Below are 19,405 nucleotides of genomic sequence, written 5' to 3'. Positions count from 1 at the left end.
AGGTTAATCCCTCTTATCACCTTTCAAACCTTCTTTATTCAGCAGCTGTTTCTGCTTCTTCAGCTTGAACTTCTTCAGTTTCTTCGCCTTGTTTAGCTTCAAGAACAGCGTCTGCCATCTTAGAAGTAAGAAGTTTTACAGCGCGAATTGCGTCATCGTTCGCAGGGATAACGTAGTCGATTTCGTCTGGATCACAGTTTGTGTCAACGATACCAACAATCGGAATGTTTAGTTTGTGAGCTTCCGCTACAGCGATACGCTCTTTACGCGGGTCGATAATGAACATTACGTCTGGAAGACTTTCCATATTTTTAATACCGCCAAGGAATTTAACAAGACGTTCTTTTTCTTTAAGAAGTTCTACAACTTCTTTCTTAGGAAGTACGTCGAATGTACCGTCTTCTTCCATACGCTCGATGTCTTTAAGACGAGCAATACGTTTACGGATTGTTTGGAAGTTCGTAAGTGTTCCACCTAACCAACGTTGGTTGATGTAGTACTGACCAGCACGAGTTGCTTCTTCCTTAACGGATTCTTGTGCTTGCTTCTTCGTACCAACGAAAAGGACGTTACCGCCGTTCGCTGCTACTTCCTTAACGTAGTTAAATGCTTCGTCAACCTTTTTAACTGTTTTCTGAAGGTCGATGATGTAGATGCCGTTACGCTCCGTGAAGATATATTTCTTCATCTTTGGATTCCAACGACGAGTTTGGTGTCCGAAATGAACACCAGCTTCTAAAAGCTGTTTCATAGAAATTACTGACATGATGTTGCCTCCTAATGGTTATTTGTTATCCTCCGCCTGTATCATCTTCATTGCGGAACTCTAGAATAGAGCACCAACCGCATGAATCGACAAGCGTGTGTACTAACACCAAAAATAAATATATCATACGACATCATTCCAAGCAAGAATAATTATGACATTCTTGAGTGGAATTTCAGTGTAAGTTCAATTTCTGTTGTACCACGGTCTAACTGTTTGGCAATTTCCTCAACCGTTGCACCTTCATTATACATTTGAAACACTGATGATTCAATTGATGGCTGGTAGTGATCTCGTTCATCTGGAACTGGAGGTTGATAAGAATGAGTCTCAATTTCATTACCCCACTCTTGTTGGATGACCTCACGTCCCTCCACTTGATTAGTAGAACGATTTATATTCTTTCTTGAGTTCAAATTATGAGGAACATCCTCTAAAGGTACCTCTTGCGTCTTGACCTTTTCACCATTGTCACCGTTTTCTTCAAGTTTATTCAATAGCTGCACATTTTCTTCTTTAATTTCTAGTAAATATGCAGTAAAAGTATCTTCTATTTCTTTAGCTATCTGTTCTTGACGTTTTTCTAGTTCCTTCGCTTTCGATACTCTTAGAGATAAAATCACAATGGCTACTAGAAGAATTCCATGCAACAAAAAGCTAATGGCGAGTAAATATGGTATCATAATTTTCCTTTCTTCACCTACACAGACCCTTAAGATTGAGGTTGACCCTCCATAGATTGTATAGATACTTCCCCATCTTTAAATGTAGCTCTTGCTTTGGTGTAATTTCTACTTTCTCTACGTTGATATTTTCCAAAGGCAATAGTGACATAAGCAAATAATGTACCGTGAGTCAATAAATAAGCTTGATCTCCATCTTCGTAATCAGGTACGAGAGCCGCTAATTCCTTTTGCACGATTTGAAGCCTCGTATATGTTTGCTCATATGAGTTTCGCTGTCGCAATAAGGTTATGCGTTCCTTACTGCTTAGTCCAGAGTTTTCTTGTTTTAGAAGTAATTTATCTCCGATAATTGAGAGCTTATGTAAGGTGTCCATTAATTGTTCCTTTTCAAGTTCAAGTTCCTGCTGCGTCTCTAAAAGCTTCTTATTTGAACCAACATAGATTTGAGTAGGTGTATTCATTTTATTACCGACATCTTTCGCTTCAATAGAAGAACCTGCAGAAAGGGCTCCACCTATGATGTTTCCTTTTTGACAATAGATATGTTTTCTTGCTATTACGTCACTATGTAATACAGAGTTTTCAACGAATAAATTACGCCCTGCTTCAATCTTTCCCTGATTTATATAGCCACACTTTATATCTACTCCAGCCATCACACTACCTTTTCCATGCCCTGCAATTCCCTCTGATATGTAAACTGATCCTCCTGCTTCAACGGTGGATCCTTCAAGCAGGCCATAAATCGTAACGTCTCCTGTTGCTTTAATGGTGTAACCCGTAGGTACGTTTCCGCGAATCACCACACTCCCTACAAACTCTATATTGCCCGTCCTCATGGATACATCCCCATGAACCTCATAAAGAGGGTATACATGAACACTTCTGTCACCTACTGATAGTTGACCATCTGAAGTTGCGTACATCCTTGATTCACTCTTTTTCCATTCTACATTTTGCCCTGGTCGTAATAGTACAGAACGCCCGGGTTTAGGGGAGATTTTTTCACCAGTAACGGTTTTGCCAGCCGTTCCTTTTGTCGGTTCGAGAATCGTTAATAAGCAATCCCCAGCGTGAACAGAAGGAATTTTAATTACATCGCGAAAATTCACTTTTTCATCCGAAGAAAATGTACGAGACAACTCTTTCTCGTATCGTATCTTACCATCAGCACCATCCTGAGGAGGTAATCCTTCAGCAATTATCAAAGGGAATTCATCCTCTTTGGCTCCAGATGAAATTACTTCAAGATTGCCTTCTTCAAGTCCCCACGTAATATCGTGTGAATTTAATGTTTCTATAAGATCGCCTTTAGAAAAGGAGAGCTCTAAATGGTATTCTTTCTTCAATGAAAGAGTCGCTAACATTTTATCTGAATCGATTTGTACAGTGAAATATTCTGGAAATTTCTCAATAACCCCCATTAAAAGCCCCCCCTCGTTTACATACTTATTGTATCTTTAAGAACCTTCCTTAATTTAAATAGAGCACGTGCATGAATTTGAGAAATACGAGAAGTAGTTAAACTCATTACTTGCCCAATCTCTGTTAAGGTTAGCTCTTCTTGATAGAATAAACTCACTACTAATTGTTCTTTATCATTTAACTTTTTTATCCCTATTGCTAAGTCGCGATAATTCTCTTCTTTTATAACTTGGTCATGTGGGGTGATGGTGTTTTGATCCGGCAATGAATAACCAATCCCCTCTTTATGCTCATCTTTTGTATCTTTTGGTTTTTCTTCAATAGATAAGAGGTTTGCAAAGACTGTGTCTTTAACGATCGAATCGACTTCCTGCTCTGGCATCCCCAAATGATCTGCAACTTCCTTTGATGTTACTTCTCTTTGCAAGAACTGCTCTAAATGTTCTGCTGTTTGCTCTATGCGCTTTGATTTATCACGAATAGAACGAGGCAACCAATCTTCTTTCCTGAGACCATCCATAATGGAACCTCTTATACGAAATGAAGCATATGTGTCAAATTTTAAATCGCGTGTTACATCAAATTTTTCAAGAGCATCATAAAGCCCGATTAACCCCAGACTTCGAATATCCTCCTTATGAACACTTTGAGGCAGATGAGCAGCAATTCGTTGCACATGGTACATGACAAGGTGCATATATCGCTTCACAAGCTCATCTCCTGATTCTATATCTCGTTCCTTGTGCCATTTCTCCCATAATTGTTCTTCATGAGGAGCCGAATTGTTGTTCATATATACCCTCCTCGCTATTACCTATTGGTCTTCATTTAATAAAGCCCTAACCATGTCTGAGGTTTGCTTGGCTTCCTCTTCTGATAATTGACTTTCAATTCCTTGGTCTTGCTCACTTGTTTTTTGGAATTTCACTTCTGACTTGTCTTCTTCCCAAGTTTCTCCATCTTGTCTCCCTACTGAGACAATAGAAACTCCTATTGCTTTTCGGAAAAGATACATAAATATATAGAAGAAAGTAAATACAACCCCTACTTTTATAGAGGTAGTTGGTACTGTATTTTGAGGAAAAGATAAACCTAAGGTTAGTAAAGCTCCGACACTTGCAAAAAGTACATTCCATAAGACTGAACCTACCATTAAATTTCTGTCACACCTTTATTTACAGTTCTTATTTGTAACGTACCATTTGAAGGGTTAAATTCAATGGTGCGACCATTGCTCCCCCCACAATCCTCTGCTGCAACAGCAATTCCGTAATATTCCAACTGTTTCTTAACAGCTTCCAAGTTTCTAGGGCCGATCCGCATCATGTCATTACTTGAGAACTGAAACATTTGAGCCCCACCTGCAAGCTTTGCTTTAAAAGATTTCCCGCCTTCTTGCCTTAACAGCTCCATCAAAACAGGAATAGCGGTGTCTGCATACTTAGCTAGCTTTATTTGATCTCCTTTAGCCAGTCCAGAATCAGGAAGCATTACATGCGCCATTCCCCCTAATTTTGCGCGCAGATCATAAATTACAACTCCAATGCACGAACCTAACCCAGATGTGCGGATTACGCCTGGATCGTGAACAATATTTAAATCAGCTATCCCGACCTTCACAACATGTTCACGCTTCATCTGTTGGGACTCCCAGTGAAGTGAAAATCGTATCAAACGAAGGGGGATCCGGAAGAAGGAAGAAGTGACCTTTCATCTCCTCCCCCTGATTTACTTCATCTACAAACGTCGTATCAATAACAATGGCATAATCATTGACTTGTGAAAGTTCTAGAAGTCCATAACTAAGAATGGCCCCTACCATATCAATTGCAATAGAGGGCACAGATGGATAAAGAGATAAACTTGTAAAATCCGACATGGAAGATAAATAAGATCCTGACAAAATATTCCCCAATTCTTGTACGGAAGATAAAGCAAGTTCTGAATAAGGAGGTGTATTGAAATCAAAAGTTTCATCACCTGTCATGTATCTTACAAAACGATTAGCTTGTGTTGGAGACATAATAAAGAACATGTTCCCCGGGGCATCGCCTTCAACCCGAAGGAATACAGATACAACCATCCGTTCAGCCCCTCCCACAATATCCATGACTTCATCAAAATCCATGACACGGACAGAAGGTACCTTCATGTCAATCTTTCGTTGTAAAAGTTTCGATAATGCTGTGGCAGCATTTCCTGCGCCTATGTTTCCAATCTCTTTTAAAACATCTAAATGATATGAAGTAAAACGATTGTCAAGTTTCATTCAAATTAACCTTCTATAGATTGCAATTGCTTCATTTCCAGATCTGACAAGACTTCCTCTAAATCCAGTAGAATGAGCAGTCTGCGCTCCAATTTCGCTACACCACTTATGTAGTCAGCATCTAGTGTGCCAACAACTTCAGGGGGAGGCTCAATAGTTCCACCTGGAATATCTATCACGTCATTAGCAGCATCAACCACAAGGCCCACTTCCATCTCCTCAAGGTGGACAATGATAATACGTGTACGATCATCATAAGTTGATTCCTCAATATCAAACCGTTCTCTCAGATCTATAATTGGTGTTACAACTCCTCTTAAATTCATAACCCCTTTAACAAAAGAAGCAGTACGAGGAACTCGAGTTATCGGCTGCATCCTCTCTATAGATCCCACCCGGCTTACAGGGACCCCATATTCTTCATTATTCAATTGAAACACAATAACTTTTAAATCCTGAGTATGATCTTCCATATCTCCACTTCCCCCTTTTCTATTTAATTAGTGCATTACTGTCGATAATAAGAGCTACCTGTCCGTCTCCTAATATAGTAGCACCTGAAATAGCAAATACGTTCTGAAGATAGTTACCGAGAGATTTAAGCACAACTTCTTGTTGACCAATAAATGAATCTACAACAAGACCAGCCATTTTGTCTCCTTTACGTATAATTACAATAGAATAATAATCACCTTTGTCTACTTCCCGTGGTACCTCAAAAACATCTTCAAGAGATACTAGCGGAACCACGTTGCCTCGAAAATCGATGACTTGTTTGTTGTGAGCATGCATGATGTCTTCTTTCTTAACGATTGCAGTTTCAATAATCGACGAAAGTGGTACAGCATACTTCTCTTGTTGAACCTCAACAAGCATAACTGAAATAATTGATAATGTAAGTGGCAATTGAATGGAGAAAGTTGATCCCTTATCCGGAACAGAATCTATTGTGATCGAACCCCCTAGTGATTCAATCGTATTCTTTACTACATCTAACCCTACACCGCGGCCAGATACATCTGAGATTTCGTCTGCAGTAGAAAATCCACTAGACATGATATAATCAAATACCTGTTGGTCGGACAAACCAGAAGCTTGTTCATTTGTAACAAGTCCATTATTAATAGCTTTTTGAAGCACCTTATCTCGGTTAATCCCTCCACCATCGTCAGAGATTTCTATGAAAACATGATTGCCACTATGGTAGGCTTGTAGCTTTAGGTTTCCTTCTTCTGGTTTCCCCTTTGCTACACGACTCTCAGGTGTTTCAATTCCATGATCTAACGAATTTCTGATTAGATGAACAAGCGGGTCCCCAATTTCGTCAATTACAGTGCGGTCGAGCTCGGTTTCGGCTCCTTCAACAACTAGATTCACCTTCTTATTCAAATCCCTCGCCAATTGACGAACCATTCTAGGAAAACGGTTAAATACTTGCTCAACCGGCACCATGCGCATATTTAAGATGATGCTTTGCAAATCTCCTGATATACGAGACATACGTTCTACCGTTTCCTGCAGTTCTGAATGGTTTAAATCTGTTGAAATCTGCTCTAAACGCCCTCTGTCAATGACAAGCTCTTCGAACAGGTTCATTAAAACATCTAGTCGATCGATATTGACCCGAATTGTTTTGCTTTGCGCTGCCTTTTGTGGAGACTCTTGAGTTTTTGACTCTTCTGGTGATTCTATCTTTTCTTTCACAGCAACGGCTATACGTTCTTTGTCATCAGGTTGTTGTTTGGACTCATCCTTAGAATCATCCTTATATGGGGATGTGGCTAGACTCCCTGTCTCTGTAGTAGAAACATAGTCGTCAGCTGTTACTTTCTTAATTACAACCGAATCAACCTCAGAAACTTTTAGTATACGAGCTTGAATATCTTCTTCATCATGTGTTGAAAGAAGCAAAACCTTAAATTGAAGGTCGAAATTTTCTTCCTCCAACTGATCAACTGTCGGTGCTGATTGAGCTACTTCCCCAATTTGTTCTAACACTTCAAACACCATATACACACGCGCACCTTTTAACATGCAATCTTTGGTGAGTGAAACCGTGATTTCATAATTTGTAAATCCTTGTTCAGCAGATTCCATTAAAACCGTACGTTGAAACTCGTCTAAGTTCAGTTCATTTGAAATTTCACTAGTCGTTTCTTCTTTTGATTTAAGGGCAATTTGTTCGTGTTGTACCTTAGCAGGAGCTTCACCTTCCTCAATACGTTCAAGCTTAACGACAACTTGTTGAACATCCCTTGCTCCTTGGCCTCCGGTAGCAATGTCTCCAACCATTGCTTCAAGATCATCCACTGCATCAAAAATAATATCTAATAAATCGCTGTCTACTTGAATTTTGCTATTACGAATGAGATCAAGAACATTTTCCATCTTATGGGTTAAGTTGGCCAAATCCTGATAGTTCATTGTAGCCGACATTCCTTTTAGAGTATGGGCAGCTCGAAAAATCTCGCTTACTATAGTCAGATCTTCTGGGCTCTTCTCTAACTTTAATAATGAATCATTTACAGTTTGTAAGTGTTCTTTACTTTCTTCAATAAAAACTTCTAAATATTGGCTCATTTCCATATAACCTTCACCTCTTGTGTCCGCCCACTCTTTTCATGAGGGCTAGACTGATCTCGTTTACATGTACAACTTCATCTACTAAATGGGTTAGAATGGCTGCTTTAGGCATTCCAAAAACAATGGATGATTTCTCTGATTCTGCGATAACTGCTACAGAATTGTTTGATTTCTTTAATTGCTCTAACCCTAATGCTCCGTCTGACCCCATACCTGTCATGATTACGGCGATCATATTAATTGAATTTATACGAGCGATCGAACCAAACAATACGTCTACTGACGGTCTATGTCCTTTTGTTGCATCTGTCTGATCTAGGTGAATGATTAAATTTGTTTGGTACCGAATCTTCATGTGGTAATTTCCTGGTGCTATGTATGCTACTCCACCTTGCAAAGTTTCCTGATCTTCCGCTTCTTTGACGGAGATCTCACACAACCTGTCAAGTCTTTGAGCAAGAGACTTAGTAAAGCCAGGAGGCATATGTTGAACAATAACAATTGGAGCTGGATAGTCTTTGGGTAAAGCAGTCAACACTTGCTGAAGAGCTCTTGGACCACCAGTAGAAGTACCAATTGCAATCAAATCCTGCTTACCCTTTGAATAAACAAACCGTTTTGCATCAATCGTCTCAGATGAAGCAATTATAGGGGAAACCACTGACTTATTAACTTCATTAAGGTTGGCCTTTGATGCAGCAATCACTTTTCCTACAATTTTTTCTGCTATGGAATCGATGTTTAATGATATAGGCCCAGAAGGCTTCTCTATGAAATCGACCGCCCCATATTCCATGGCTTTTAATGTATTTTCTCCACCACGAGTCGTCATACTAGATAACATCACTACTGGAAGTGGGTGCGCTCTCATAATTTCTTTCAAACAGGTCAGGCCATCCATTTTAGGCATTTCTACATCGAGCGTTATGATGTCAGGAGATAATTCTTTCACCTTTTTAAGGCCCTCTTCTCCATTCCTTGCTGTTCCAACTACAGTTATTCGATGATCTGCTTCTAAAATTTCCCCTATCATTTTTCTCATAAAGGCAGAGTCATCAACGACCAATACTCGAATGGTGTTCATATAGGATCTACCTTTCTAATAAAGAGTGCTTTAACCGGGACAAAAATGAACGTTTAGGATTTACCGTTAGTCGATCTCCTAAATAGTTAAGAGCGATTTCATTTATCGCTTTACTTACTTGAGCTTTATCATTATATAACGTATAAGGGACTTGAGCTGTCACAGCTTTTACGACCGTTCGATCATCTGGAAGGATTCCAAGAGGATAAACGGTTCGGTTCAAGAATTTTCCTGCTACAGTTTGTAAACGTTTGAGTGTTTCTTCACCGGACTTATTTGAAAAGGAACGGTTGACAACTACTCGAATTGGTAGTTCACTCGTTCTTTGGTGGATATGCTTCATCATGGCATATGCATCTGTTAATGATGTAGGTTCAGGAGTCGTTACAACAATACACTCGTTACTCGCAAGAATGAAATGGACCCCTTCATGCGTGATACCTGCTCCCATGTCAAACAGAATATAATCATAACTCTGCATAAGTTTCTCTAATTGATCAAAAAAGTAATCTATACGCCCGTCATTAAAGGTGAATATCGTAGAAAGCCCTGACCCTCCTGCAATATAGGAAAGAGATTTGGGCCCTTTTTCAATGATGTCAAAAATGGATAAATTGTTTTCAAACATTTCTACAATCGATCTCTTAGGAGTAAGACCTAATAGAATATCGATGTTTCCCATTCCAATATCAAGATCAAACAGCAAGACTCGTTTCCCCTTATCTGCTAAAGTCAGACCGAAGTTGAGAGCAAAATTTGACTTCCCTACGCCCCCTTTACCACTTGTAACAGCAATCGTTTTAGCTTCCTTAGATGATTTGATATGTTTTAATTTCTCTCTCAAGTTAGAGGCTTGATCATTCATAAGTCAGCCCTCCCACTAATTTTGAGACAATTGATTTAGAGGAGGCTTCTCTTATATCATCCGGAACGTTTTGACCATCGGTTAGATAAGCAACGCCAATATTATATTTCATCATCATATTGACCATGGCACCATAATGAGACGTTTCATCGACTTTAGTAAAAATCAATCGTTTAAGGGGAACACTATTAAACTGTTTATAAATCTCCTCAATGTCTTTCGCCTTACTTGTAATAGATAAAACTAGATAAGTTTCTAACTCTTCTTCAAAATCAACTGTTTCCTTTAATTCTTGAACATATTTCTCATCTTTAAAATTCCGCCCCGCTGTGTCAACCAACACAATATCGTAGTCAGAAAATTTTTCTTTGGCTTTCTTATAATCATCAAGGTTATAAGCAACTTCTATTGGAACATCTAATATTTTTGCATATGTTTTTAATTGATCAATCGCTGCTATACGATACGTGTCAGTAGTGATGAAAGCTACTCGTTTTTGATGGCTTAACACACTTTCTGCAGCAATTTTAGCAAGCGATGTTGTTTTCCCTACTCCTGTAGGTCCAACGAGATGGATGTACTTTTTATTAAAGTCAATACCTCCAAAAGGTATTCCTTCTAATTCTGAACAAAGACGCTCTTTTACCCACTCTTTTGCAGTTGCAATGTCAACGTCCCCCTTTGCAACGTAATAATGTTCGACTAATGGGTCAATAAGACTTTTCGCAATTCTTTCAGCTACTTCTTGATCAATCAGCTGGGTATATAGTTTTTGTAACACACCTGGATACACCAGCGGGCTGCTTGTTGATTGAGTCTTCATTAATTTCTTAAGCTCTTGTAATTCATCGTACACATTTTGACTTTGATCGGTACGTATGTCTTTTGATGAGCTACCTTGTGAGGATCTTTGCATAGGTTGCATTGTATAAGTTTGTTCTGAATCACGCTTTGGTTCTGGGTCTATAGCTGCCACAACTTCTATAGACTTTTTCTTAAACATTCCAAGAAACCCTCCGTTATGAATTTCTTTGGAATTAAGAATTACGGCCTCTGACCCTAATTCATTTCGAACCTGCTTCATTACTTCTGGCATCGTTGGGGCACGATATTTTTTTACCTTCACGCTACATTCACCTCCCCTACACTTTGTACCTCTACACTAGGTTCTAATTCGTTGTAAGAAAGAACGGCTACCTGAGGTAGGAATCGTTCTAATAACTGCTTCACATACATTCTTGTAGCAGGCGAACATAATACAATCGGAGTCTCTTCCTGCAAGGAAAGCTGCTCAACCTGACTAGCAACCGATTGAACAATTTGCTGTTGGGTTTCAGGATCTAAAGCCAAATAGCTACCATGTTCTGTTTGTTGAACATGTTCAGCTATAGTTTTTTCCACTTTTCCTGAAACGGTAATGACTTTTAGTCCATTCGGGCCAGTAGAATATTGTTGAGTGATTTGAGTTGATAACGACTGTCTGGCATACTCAGCAAGAAGTTCTGTATCATTCGTCATCTTCCCAAAGTCCGCCAATGTTTCAAAAATGACAGGAAGATTTTTAATCGATACATTTTCTCTTAATAACTTCCCTAATACTTTTTGCACTTCCCCTACAGATAATGGCTCTGGTGTTACTTCGTCAACTAAGATAGGATACGACTCTTTCAAATGATCAATAAGCTGTTTCGTCTCCTGCCTTCCTAATAACTGGTGAGCATACTGCTTAATGACTTCTGTTATATGTGTAGATACAACAGATGGTGGGTCTACCACCGTGTAGCCAAACATTTCAGCATCTTCTTTCGTTTCCTCAGCTATCCATTTAGCTGGTAAGCCGAAAGCGGGTTCTTGTGTATCAATCCCCTCTACACTCTCGTCCTCAACGCCTGGACTCATAGCTAAATAATGATCAAGAAGAAGCTCTCCCTTTGCCACTTCATTCCCTTTTATTTTTAGACGATATTCATTAGGATTTAGCTGAATGTTGTCTCTAATTCTAACAACAGGGATAACTAAGCCGAGTTCAATTGCTAACTGTCGCCTGATCATTACGATTCTATCTAGTAAATCTCCTCCTTGATTTGTATCTGCCAAGGGAATAAGAGCATAGCCAAATTCAAATTCAATAGGATCAGTTGAAATCAAGCTAACGACATTCTCAGGTGACTTCATGTCAGAACTCTCTTGCTCTGTCTCTTCTTCTAAATCAGGTTCTTGGTCTTGGGCTTCCTCTCTTGAGAGCCACCAACCCCCAAATGCCAATACACCCGATATGAAGGTTGTAATTAGAATCGGTATCGGTGTGAGCCCGAGCATAAAGATTGTTGCAGACGCAATGTATAAAAGTTTCGGGTACCTTAATAGCTGTGTGGAAACATCTGTTCCAAGATTCCCTTCTGAAGCAACACGTGTGACGACAATCCCTGTTGCAGTAGATATAAGCAAAGCGGGAATTTGACTCACAAGCCCATCTCCTACAGTTAATCTCATATATGTATCAATAGCTTCAGAGAAGCCATACCCTTTTTGAGTCATTCCGATAATCAGTCCGAAAATGATATTAATTAATACTATAATAATTCCAGCGATGGCGTCACCTTTTACAAACTTACTTGCACCATCCATCGCCCCATAAAAATCGGCTTCATTTTCAATTTTTTCTCGGCGATTTTTTGCTTGTTGCTCGGAAATTAATCCCGCATTCAAGTCAGCATCAATACTCATCTGCTTACCTGGCATCGCATCTAGTGTAAATCGTGCAGCAACTTCTGACACACGTTCAGCCCCTTTTGTTATGACCAGGAATTGAATGATTACAAGGATAGCAAAGATTACAAAACCAACTAGTGCGCTGTTTCCCGTAACAAATGTACCAAACGTTGCAACAACGCCTCCAGCCTCTGCATTTGCTAATATGGAACGCGTTGTAGAAACGTTTAACCCCAACCTAAACAAAGTGAGCAATAATAAAAGGGATGGAAAAATGGAAAACTGTAATGCTTCAGTCGTGTTCATTGCCACTAAAATGACAATGAGAGCTAATGTAATATTAATGAGTATAAAGATACTTAAGAGTACAGGAGGCATTGGAATGACTAACATAACGATGATAAGTATAACGCCAACCAATACCGATAAATCTCTAATGGCCATGCATTTCTCTCCCTACAATTACGCTTTCTTCTGAAGTTTATATACGTAAGCTAATATTTCAGCAACCGCTTGGTAAAATTCTTCACCTATGGGTTGGTCAATTTCTGACTGATCATACAATGCTCTTGCTAACGGTCGATTTTCAACAGTAGTAACGTCATTTGCATGCGCAATCTCTTTTATTTTTAAAGCGACATAATCGACACCCTTAGCAACAACATAAGGGGCTTGAGCTTTCTCCTCATCATATTTAATCGCAATGGCGAAGTGTGTAGGGTTTGTAATGACAACATCCGCTTCTGGCACTTCACTCATCATTCGCTGCTGTGACATCTGACGCTGCCGTTCTTTTATCTTTGATTTAATTTGAGGATCCCCTTCAATGTTTTTATGCTCATCTTTCAAGTCTTGCTTTGACATCCGAATATTCTTTTCATAGTCATAGCGCTGATAAATATAATCAATGGTAGATAACAGTAAAAGCAAAAGAGAAGCAGCAAGTCCCATAATGACTGTTGTTTGACCGAAGAAACTAACGGCGCTTTCTACACTTTTTTGAGACATTTCTAAAAGATCGCCCCGTCTCATCCATAACACTGTAAATGTTACAGTCCCGATAAAACCAATCTTGAGCAAAGACTTAAGTAGTTCTACTAATGCACGAGCCGCAAAAATCTTTTTCGCCCCTTGAATAGGGTTTAACTTTTTCAAGTCCATTTTCAATGGTTCTCCTGTGAAAAGAAAACCAATTTGCAAAAAATTTGCAGCTAATCCCGCAACAATAGCCGCTCCCATCAAAGGAGCTACGGTAAGAGCCATTTCCATCGTAACCTGGAGTAACATCTGATGGACTGTTTGCTCTGTTACTTCCCAAGTTATGTACTCTTGGAAGGTATGTCTGTATAAACTTGTGAACCTGTCCCTTAAAAAACCGCCAATTACGAACATCATTAAAAATACCGCAAAAAGAAGCAGAGCAGTGTTCACATCTTGACTTTTGGCAACCTGACCTTTTTTACGAGAGTCTTCACGTTTTTTCGGTGTTGCTTTCTCCGTTTTTTCACCAGAAAAATATTGCAGATCTAATTGTAACTTCTGCATTTAAGACCCTCCCATCAGTGCCATTAAATCCCTCATTGAGACAAGCATTAAATCAAATAAATTCTCTACTAAGATCGAAAACATACCAAATGAAATAATAATGACTACAAAACTTACAAATATTTTTAAAGGTAAGCCCACAACGAAAACGTTCAATTGGGGAACCGTACGAGCAATAATGCCTAAAGCGACGTCAACCAAGAATAGGCATCCGACAACAGGCATTGCCATCTGGAAAGCTACTATAAACATTTTATTAAAAGTAAATAGAACAAATTCAGCAATAGAACCTTCGCCAAAAGGTATAACTACTTGTTCCATAGGAATCACTTCATAGCTGTAAAAAACACCATCAATTAATAGGTGATGACCATTTACAGCTAGTAAAAATAATAGTGTAAATGTATATAGATACTGCCCAATTAAAGGGCTTTGAACGCCGGTCTGGGGATCGATTACATTTGCAATTGCAAACCCCATTTGAAAGTCAATGAATCCTCCCGCTATTTGAATGGCTGATAAGATCAGGTAAGCAATGAAACCCACTAATAATCCAACCATGGCCTCTTTCAAAATTAGGAGAATAAATGTTCCATCTAATAGAATAATTGGTACATCAATTGTGAAATACATTAATAAAGCCAGAAACACACTAAATCCTATTTTATGCTGAGTAGGCATATTCCGATACGAAAACAGAGGAAGAGTAACAAAAAAGGCTGTGACTCGCATGAATATTAATAAAAATCCAGGCACTTTCGCTAGGTCAATTAAATTAACCATTCCTACCCTACAAACTGGTTCAAGTTCTCAAAAATAGTGGCTGTAAATTCTACCATTCTTGTTAACATCCATGGACCAAAGAAAACAAGTCCACCCATTACAGCTACAATTTTCGGAATAAAGGCAAGTGTCTGTTCTTGAATTTGTGTGGTGGCCTGGAATATAGAAACAAGTAAACCCACGGATAACGCCAATATGAGCAATGGTCCTGTAATGGTAAGCACGGTTACTACACCTTTTTCAGCTAGTGAAATAACAAACTGACTATTCATCTATTGATCTCCCTTCCTTTCTTAAAATCCTTCTAAAAGTGACTGCATAATGAGATACCAACCATCCACAAGAACAAAAAGCAAAATCTTAAACGGAAGTGAAATCATTACAGGAGGTAACATCATCATCCCCATTGACATAAGGATACTTGCCACAGCCATATCAATCACGAGGAAGGGAACAAAAATCATAAACCCCATTTGAAAAGCGGTTTTTAACTCACTAATAGCAAAGGCCGGAACCATAGTAGTTAAGGGGATATCCTGTACACTTTCTGGTTTTTCCATTTGAGCATAGTTCATAAATAAAGCAAGGTCTTTCTCCCTTGTGTGTTTTGCCATAAACTCTTTCATTGGTTCACTAGCATTCTGATAAGCTTCTTCTAAAGAAATATCTTCATTAAACAAAGGAGTGAGGGCTTCTTCATTCACTTCTTGTAGTGTTGGCGCCATCACAAAGAAAGACAAAAACAAGGCTAATCCTACTAATACTTGGTTTGGAGGCATTTGTTGTGTTGCCAGTGATGTACGAACAAATGATAGAACAATAATAATTCTTGTAAAACTTGTCATAAGAACTAAAATTCCAGGAGCTATAGAGAGAACTGTTAGTACCAATAGAAGCTTTACGGATGTGGCTACGTTTGCTGGATCTGAGTCTGCAAATAGATTTATAAATTCATTCATTTGAATCCTCTTTCTTTTTCTTTTCCGCTTCTATAAGTTGCTGTCTCCGTTCCTTCAAAGAAGAAAGTTCTGATTGAAATAGTTTTTGAAACGATTGATTTTGATAGCTTCCATTATGGTTTGCCTCTTTTTTCTTCTGTGGCAACAGCTGCTTTAACATCGATGGTGAAAAGCTTTCAGAATCCGCTTCATTGTTCTTCGTTAATTCTTTTATCGTACTCTCATCGGTAATCTCTGTTACTAGCTCCACGTTCTCTCCTACACCAATTGCGTAGAATTGTTGTCCAATACGAACAATTTGTAAAGACTTTTGCTGACCTAAAGGCACTCCTCCCATATTTTCCAAAGCTCTAGAAGGGTGTATGCTTTTATTTCGTTTGTTCATAAACTTCAATAACATATAGATTAAGAAGATAATGAAAGCAAGAGCCAGTATAATCTTTATTAAATCTAAAATAATCGAACTCTCAGAGGAAGCAGGTGAAGAAGAGGTGTTTTGTTCTTCCTCTTCTCCTTTTTCTTTAGATGAATCGTAATCCCCACATCCTTCAAGGTTTGGATTTTCTATGCATGTTTCTACACTTGGTTGTGCAGATAAATTCATTGATGTTGGCCACAATACCGTAATGATGACGAGGGTACTCACCCAAATAAATAACTGCTTAGTCATACTTCCTCCTTGTTAAGCTAATGCTTTATTAATTGCTTCAAGTACTCGGTCTGCTTGGAATGGTTTTACAATGAAGTCTTTTGCTCCTGCTTGAATGGCATCAATAACCATCGCTTGCTGCCCCATTGCAGAGCACATAATAATCTTAGCATCAGCATTCATCCCTTTAATTTCTTTAAGGGCAGAGATTCCATCCATTTCAGGCATTGTGATATCCATCGTGATAAGATCTGGTTGCAGCTCTTTATATTTATCCACTGCTTCACTTCCGTCTTGAGCTTCTCCTACTACCTCAAATCCGTTCTTCGTCAAAATGTCTTTAATCATCATTCTCATAAATGCTGCATCGTCTACAATTAAAATTTTACTGGCCATAAAAATCCTCCTAATAATTACTATTGTAATTTTCTCAATCGCTCTTGCTGACTAAGTATCTCAGTTACCCGAACACCAAAGTTTTCATCAATAACAACCACTTCACCTTGTGCAATAGGTTTGTCATTAACAAGTATATCAACTGGTTCACCTGCTAATTTATCAAGCTCTACTATCGAACCAGATGAGAGTTCAAGAATGTCTTTAATTGTCCGCTTCGTACGTCCTAATTCTACTGTGACTTTTAGCGGTATATCCATAAGCATATCAAGATTACGTTTTTCTTGTTGTTGAAGAGCTGTTGGTTCAAACTGACTAAACACTGCTTGTTGAACCTGACTTGAATCCTCCTGGCTCATCCCTCCCATATATTGTGTTTCTCTTGGGGAAGGAGTCTCTTGCGACTGAGTCGTATAGTGAGTAGAAGATTGAGGGTGTGAAGCATCTTCATGAGTCTGCTGATATGCAGCTGAATGGGAAGAACTATCTTTATCTATCTCACTAGCAGGATTAGATTCTTGGTGTGTTTCTGTTTGCTCTAAGATATCATCCTCTTCAGAAGGAGGATTTAACAATTGATCTACCAATTCCCTAGCAAAGTCAATTGGCAACACTTGCATAATTCTAGAATCTATTAAGTCTCCAACTTTAATTTGAAAACTAACATTAACTAAATCTTCATCAGGTATTTGTTCTGTACCTTCTCCTTCTTTTACATGAAGCAGGTCAATACTTGGTGGAGAAATATCTACTCGCTTATTAAATACCGTAGACATACTTGTTGCAGCCGAACCCATCATTTGATTCATCGCTTCTTGCACGGCACTAAGATGGATTTCATTCATTTCTTCAGAAGGTGAAGTCCCATCCCCACCGAGCATCAAGTCTGCGATAATCGCTGCATCACTTTGCTGAATAACCAGTAAGTTCATGCCTGAAAACCCTTCTGTATATTCGACCTGAATCGCAACATTCGGTTCAGGAAATTCATCCACCAAATTGGATCGTTTAATGATGGAGATTGTTGGTGTTGTTATGTCCACCTTTTGCATTAACAGGCTTGATAAAGCAGTGGCAGAGCTACCAAATGATATATTTCCAATCTCCCCCAGCGCATCTTGCTCTAATGAACTTAAATATTCCTCGGTTGAGGGTTGTGCGTTATTCATATTATTTGTATCAGCAGTCCCATTTAATAGAGCATCTATCTCATCTTGGGACAGCATATCGTCACTCATCATCTTCGTCCCCCCCTTGGTATTCGTCTAATATTTGCACAGCTACTTTCTTTTTAATTTGTCCAGGCTGTGCTAAGAACTTCGTTTCTTCGTCTACTTGTATTCTTAATGGATCATCAATCAGTTGGTCTAACTGAATCACATCATCTTTCGATAGATGATAAAGTTCGTCTACTGTGATTTTAGACTCACCTAGTATGGCTTTGACATCCACTTCAGCTTTTTCAATCGTTTTGGAAAGTGACTGATACTCCTCAGTGCTTGTCTCTTGAGGTGTCTGTGTTTGCATCCAGTAGTGAACAGATAACTTCGGTATTATGGGTTCTAATACTACATGCGGAATGCAAATATTAATCATTCCCGAGGATTCACCAATCTCTGTGTTCAACGATATAACAACCACTGTTTCATTTGGTGAAACCATCTGAAGGAATTGGGGATTCACTTCAAATTCTTCCAATTCTGGGTTGATGTCCACTACAGAACTCCATGCCTCTTGAAGATTATCAATTGCCTTCTCAAAAAGTTGGGACATGATATTGGTTTCTATTTCAGTTAAACTTTCAACTTTGTTTACGCTGACACCTTTACCACCTAAGACGCGGTCAAGCATGGCGTAGGCAATGTTGGGATTCGCCTCAAGTAAGATCCTCCCATCTAGAGGTTCTACTGAAAACACGTTCAATATTGTCATTTTTGGAATAGACCTAATAAACTCTTCATAAGGAATTTGATCAACCGAAGCAACAGAAATTTGAATGTACGTTCTTAACTGCGCTGAGAAATACGTTGTTAATAGTCGCGCGAAATTCTCATGAATTCTGCCTAAGCTTCTTATCTGATCTTTCGAAAACCTTAAGGCTCTTTTAAAGTCGTACACGCGTACTTTTCTTTCTTTCTCTTCCTTTTTTAAATCATCTGCATCCATTTCCCCTGTCGAGATTGCGGATAACAATGCATCAATCTCATTTTGAGAAAGAACTTCTTCTGCCAAAACGTCACCTCCAATCAGGTGCTCTTCATTTTTATTATTGCAATACTTTCTTAATGGTGTAGACTTCCGTCACGACACCCTCTGTCATAAGTTCGTTCAAGCGGGTTTTAAGTGTTCCTTCTAAATTTTCTACACCTGATTTAAATTCTTCTTCATTCATAGGAGATAATTGCTTAATTAAGATATTTTTTAATTGGAAGTCCCGTTTTTCTAATTCTTCTTTAGCGTCTTTACTATCTGTTACGATCCTAAATTGAATACGAACAAAGCGATCATTTTGTAAATCAGTTGTAAGTTCATCTGTTTCAATCGAATATTCTCTTAATTCGTCAATTGTTGGTTCATCACTTGCTTGAGTACTAGAATTCAAGACTAAGATAAGCGCAACGACTCCTCCTACAGTGATTACCACAAGACTGATTACCATTGCTTTTAGAATTTTCGGGTTCAA

22 protein-coding genes are annotated in these 19,405 nt (G+C 38.8%); all 22 read right to left on the bottom strand.

What is annotated here, in order from left to right:
* Window positions 1-34: 34 nt before the first annotated feature.
* The 22 genes from rpsB to fliL all read right to left on the bottom strand — a co-directional run bounded on the left by rpsB (window position 35) and on the right by fliL (window position 19,405).
* Window positions 35-766, bottom strand: a complete 732-nt coding sequence (gene rpsB / locus IMZ31_RS08665) for a 30S ribosomal protein S2 (RefSeq protein WP_036778753.1) — start codon at window positions 764-766, stop codon at window positions 35-37.
* Window positions 767-918: 152 nt separating this feature from the next.
* Window positions 919-1,449: a hypothetical protein gene (locus IMZ31_RS08660; RefSeq protein ID WP_207530111.1), complete on the bottom strand. Its 531-nt coding sequence runs from the start codon at window positions 1,447-1,449 to the stop codon at window positions 919-921.
* A 29-nt stretch (window positions 1,450-1,478) separates the two neighbouring features.
* Window positions 1,479-2,876, bottom strand: a complete 1,398-nt coding sequence (locus tag IMZ31_RS08655) for a flagellar assembly protein A (RefSeq protein ID WP_207530110.1) — start codon at window positions 2,874-2,876, stop codon at window positions 1,479-1,481.
* A 17-nt stretch (window positions 2,877-2,893) separates the two neighbouring features.
* A complete protein-coding gene (locus IMZ31_RS08650) occupies window positions 2,894-3,670 on the bottom strand; it encodes a FliA/WhiG family RNA polymerase sigma factor (protein WP_207530109.1) in 777 nt (258 codons plus the stop codon).
* 21 nt (window positions 3,671-3,691) lie between these two features.
* The gene (locus IMZ31_RS08645) at window positions 3,692-4,030 is read right to left on the bottom strand and encodes a hypothetical protein (protein ID WP_207530108.1); all 339 of its coding nucleotides are present in this window, start codon (window positions 4,028-4,030) and stop codon (window positions 3,692-3,694) included.
* Entirely contained in the window at window positions 4,030-4,515 is a 486-nt protein-coding gene (locus tag IMZ31_RS08640) for a chemotaxis protein CheD (protein ID WP_207530107.1), read from the bottom strand. Before IMZ31_RS08640 ends, IMZ31_RS08645 begins: the two co-directional genes overlap by 1 nt.
* Window positions 4,505-5,146 (bottom strand): chemotaxis protein CheC, encoded by a 642-nt coding sequence (locus IMZ31_RS08635; protein WP_207530106.1) that lies wholly within the window; start codon window positions 5,144-5,146, stop codon window positions 4,505-4,507. The genes IMZ31_RS08640 and IMZ31_RS08635 overlap by 11 nt, the downstream gene beginning before the upstream one ends.
* 5 nt (window positions 5,147-5,151) lie before the next feature.
* Window positions 5,152-5,619 (bottom strand): chemotaxis protein CheW, encoded by a 468-nt coding sequence (locus IMZ31_RS08630; RefSeq protein WP_207530105.1) that lies wholly within the window; start codon window positions 5,617-5,619, stop codon window positions 5,152-5,154.
* A gap of 19 nt (window positions 5,620-5,638) precedes the next feature.
* Window positions 5,639-7,732 (bottom strand): chemotaxis protein CheA, encoded by a 2,094-nt coding sequence (locus IMZ31_RS08625; protein WP_207530104.1) that lies wholly within the window; start codon window positions 7,730-7,732, stop codon window positions 5,639-5,641.
* 7 nt (window positions 7,733-7,739) lie between these two features.
* Complete coding sequence (locus tag IMZ31_RS08620; protein ID WP_207530103.1) at window positions 7,740-8,813, bottom strand: protein-glutamate methylesterase/protein-glutamine glutaminase; 1,074 nt, start codon at window positions 8,811-8,813, stop codon at window positions 7,740-7,742.
* Between the two features lie 7 nt (window positions 8,814-8,820).
* Window positions 8,821-9,678, bottom strand: coding sequence for a MinD/ParA family protein (locus IMZ31_RS08615; protein WP_207530102.1), 858 nt, complete (start codon window positions 9,676-9,678; stop codon window positions 8,821-8,823).
* Window positions 9,671-10,804: a flagellar biosynthesis GTPase FlhF gene (flhF, locus tag IMZ31_RS08610; protein ID WP_207530101.1), complete on the bottom strand. Its 1,134-nt coding sequence runs from the start codon at window positions 10,802-10,804 to the stop codon at window positions 9,671-9,673. Before flhF ends, IMZ31_RS08615 begins: the two co-directional genes overlap by 8 nt.
* A complete protein-coding gene (flhA, locus tag IMZ31_RS08605; RefSeq protein WP_207530100.1) occupies window positions 10,801-12,834 on the bottom strand; it encodes a flagellar biosynthesis protein FlhA in 2,034 nt (677 codons plus the stop codon). The genes flhF and flhA overlap by 4 nt, the downstream gene beginning before the upstream one ends.
* 18 nt (window positions 12,835-12,852) lie before the next feature.
* Window positions 12,853-13,935, bottom strand: coding sequence for a flagellar biosynthesis protein FlhB (gene flhB, locus IMZ31_RS08600; RefSeq protein WP_207530099.1), 1,083 nt, complete (start codon window positions 13,933-13,935; stop codon window positions 12,853-12,855).
* Entirely contained in the window at window positions 13,936-14,718 is a 783-nt protein-coding gene (fliR, locus tag IMZ31_RS08595) for a flagellar biosynthetic protein FliR (protein WP_207530098.1), read from the bottom strand.
* Window positions 14,719-14,720: 2 nt separating this feature from the next.
* Complete coding sequence (gene fliQ / locus IMZ31_RS08590; protein WP_036778720.1) at window positions 14,721-14,990, bottom strand: flagellar biosynthesis protein FliQ; 270 nt, start codon at window positions 14,988-14,990, stop codon at window positions 14,721-14,723.
* A 21-nt stretch (window positions 14,991-15,011) separates the two neighbouring features.
* Entirely contained in the window at window positions 15,012-15,677 is a 666-nt protein-coding gene (fliP, locus tag IMZ31_RS08585; RefSeq protein ID WP_207530097.1) for a flagellar type III secretion system pore protein FliP, read from the bottom strand.
* The gene (locus IMZ31_RS08580; RefSeq protein WP_207530096.1) at window positions 15,670-16,347 is read right to left on the bottom strand and encodes a flagellar biosynthetic protein FliO; all 678 of its coding nucleotides are present in this window, start codon (window positions 16,345-16,347) and stop codon (window positions 15,670-15,672) included. Before IMZ31_RS08580 ends, fliP begins: the two co-directional genes overlap by 8 nt.
* Window positions 16,348-16,359: 12 nt before the next feature.
* On the bottom strand, window positions 16,360-16,722 hold the full coding sequence (locus IMZ31_RS08575) for a response regulator (protein ID WP_036778714.1): 363 nt from the start codon (window positions 16,720-16,722) through the stop codon (window positions 16,360-16,362).
* A gap of 20 nt (window positions 16,723-16,742) precedes the next feature.
* Complete coding sequence (gene fliY / locus IMZ31_RS08570) at window positions 16,743-17,963, bottom strand: flagellar motor switch phosphatase FliY (RefSeq protein ID WP_207530095.1); 1,221 nt, start codon at window positions 17,961-17,963, stop codon at window positions 16,743-16,745.
* Window positions 17,953-18,954, bottom strand: coding sequence for a flagellar motor switch protein FliM (gene fliM / locus IMZ31_RS08565; RefSeq protein ID WP_207530094.1), 1,002 nt, complete (start codon window positions 18,952-18,954; stop codon window positions 17,953-17,955). The genes fliY and fliM overlap by 11 nt, the downstream gene beginning before the upstream one ends.
* A gap of 34 nt (window positions 18,955-18,988) precedes the next feature.
* Entirely contained in the window at window positions 18,989-19,405 is a 417-nt protein-coding gene (fliL, locus tag IMZ31_RS08560) for a flagellar basal body-associated protein FliL (protein WP_242705682.1), read from the bottom strand.

The sequence above is a fragment of the Pontibacillus sp. ALD_SL1 genome, from assembly GCF_017355605.1.
The sequence above is the reverse complement of the archived record's forward strand: the minus strand, read 5'-3'. Positions and strand labels throughout refer to the sequence as shown.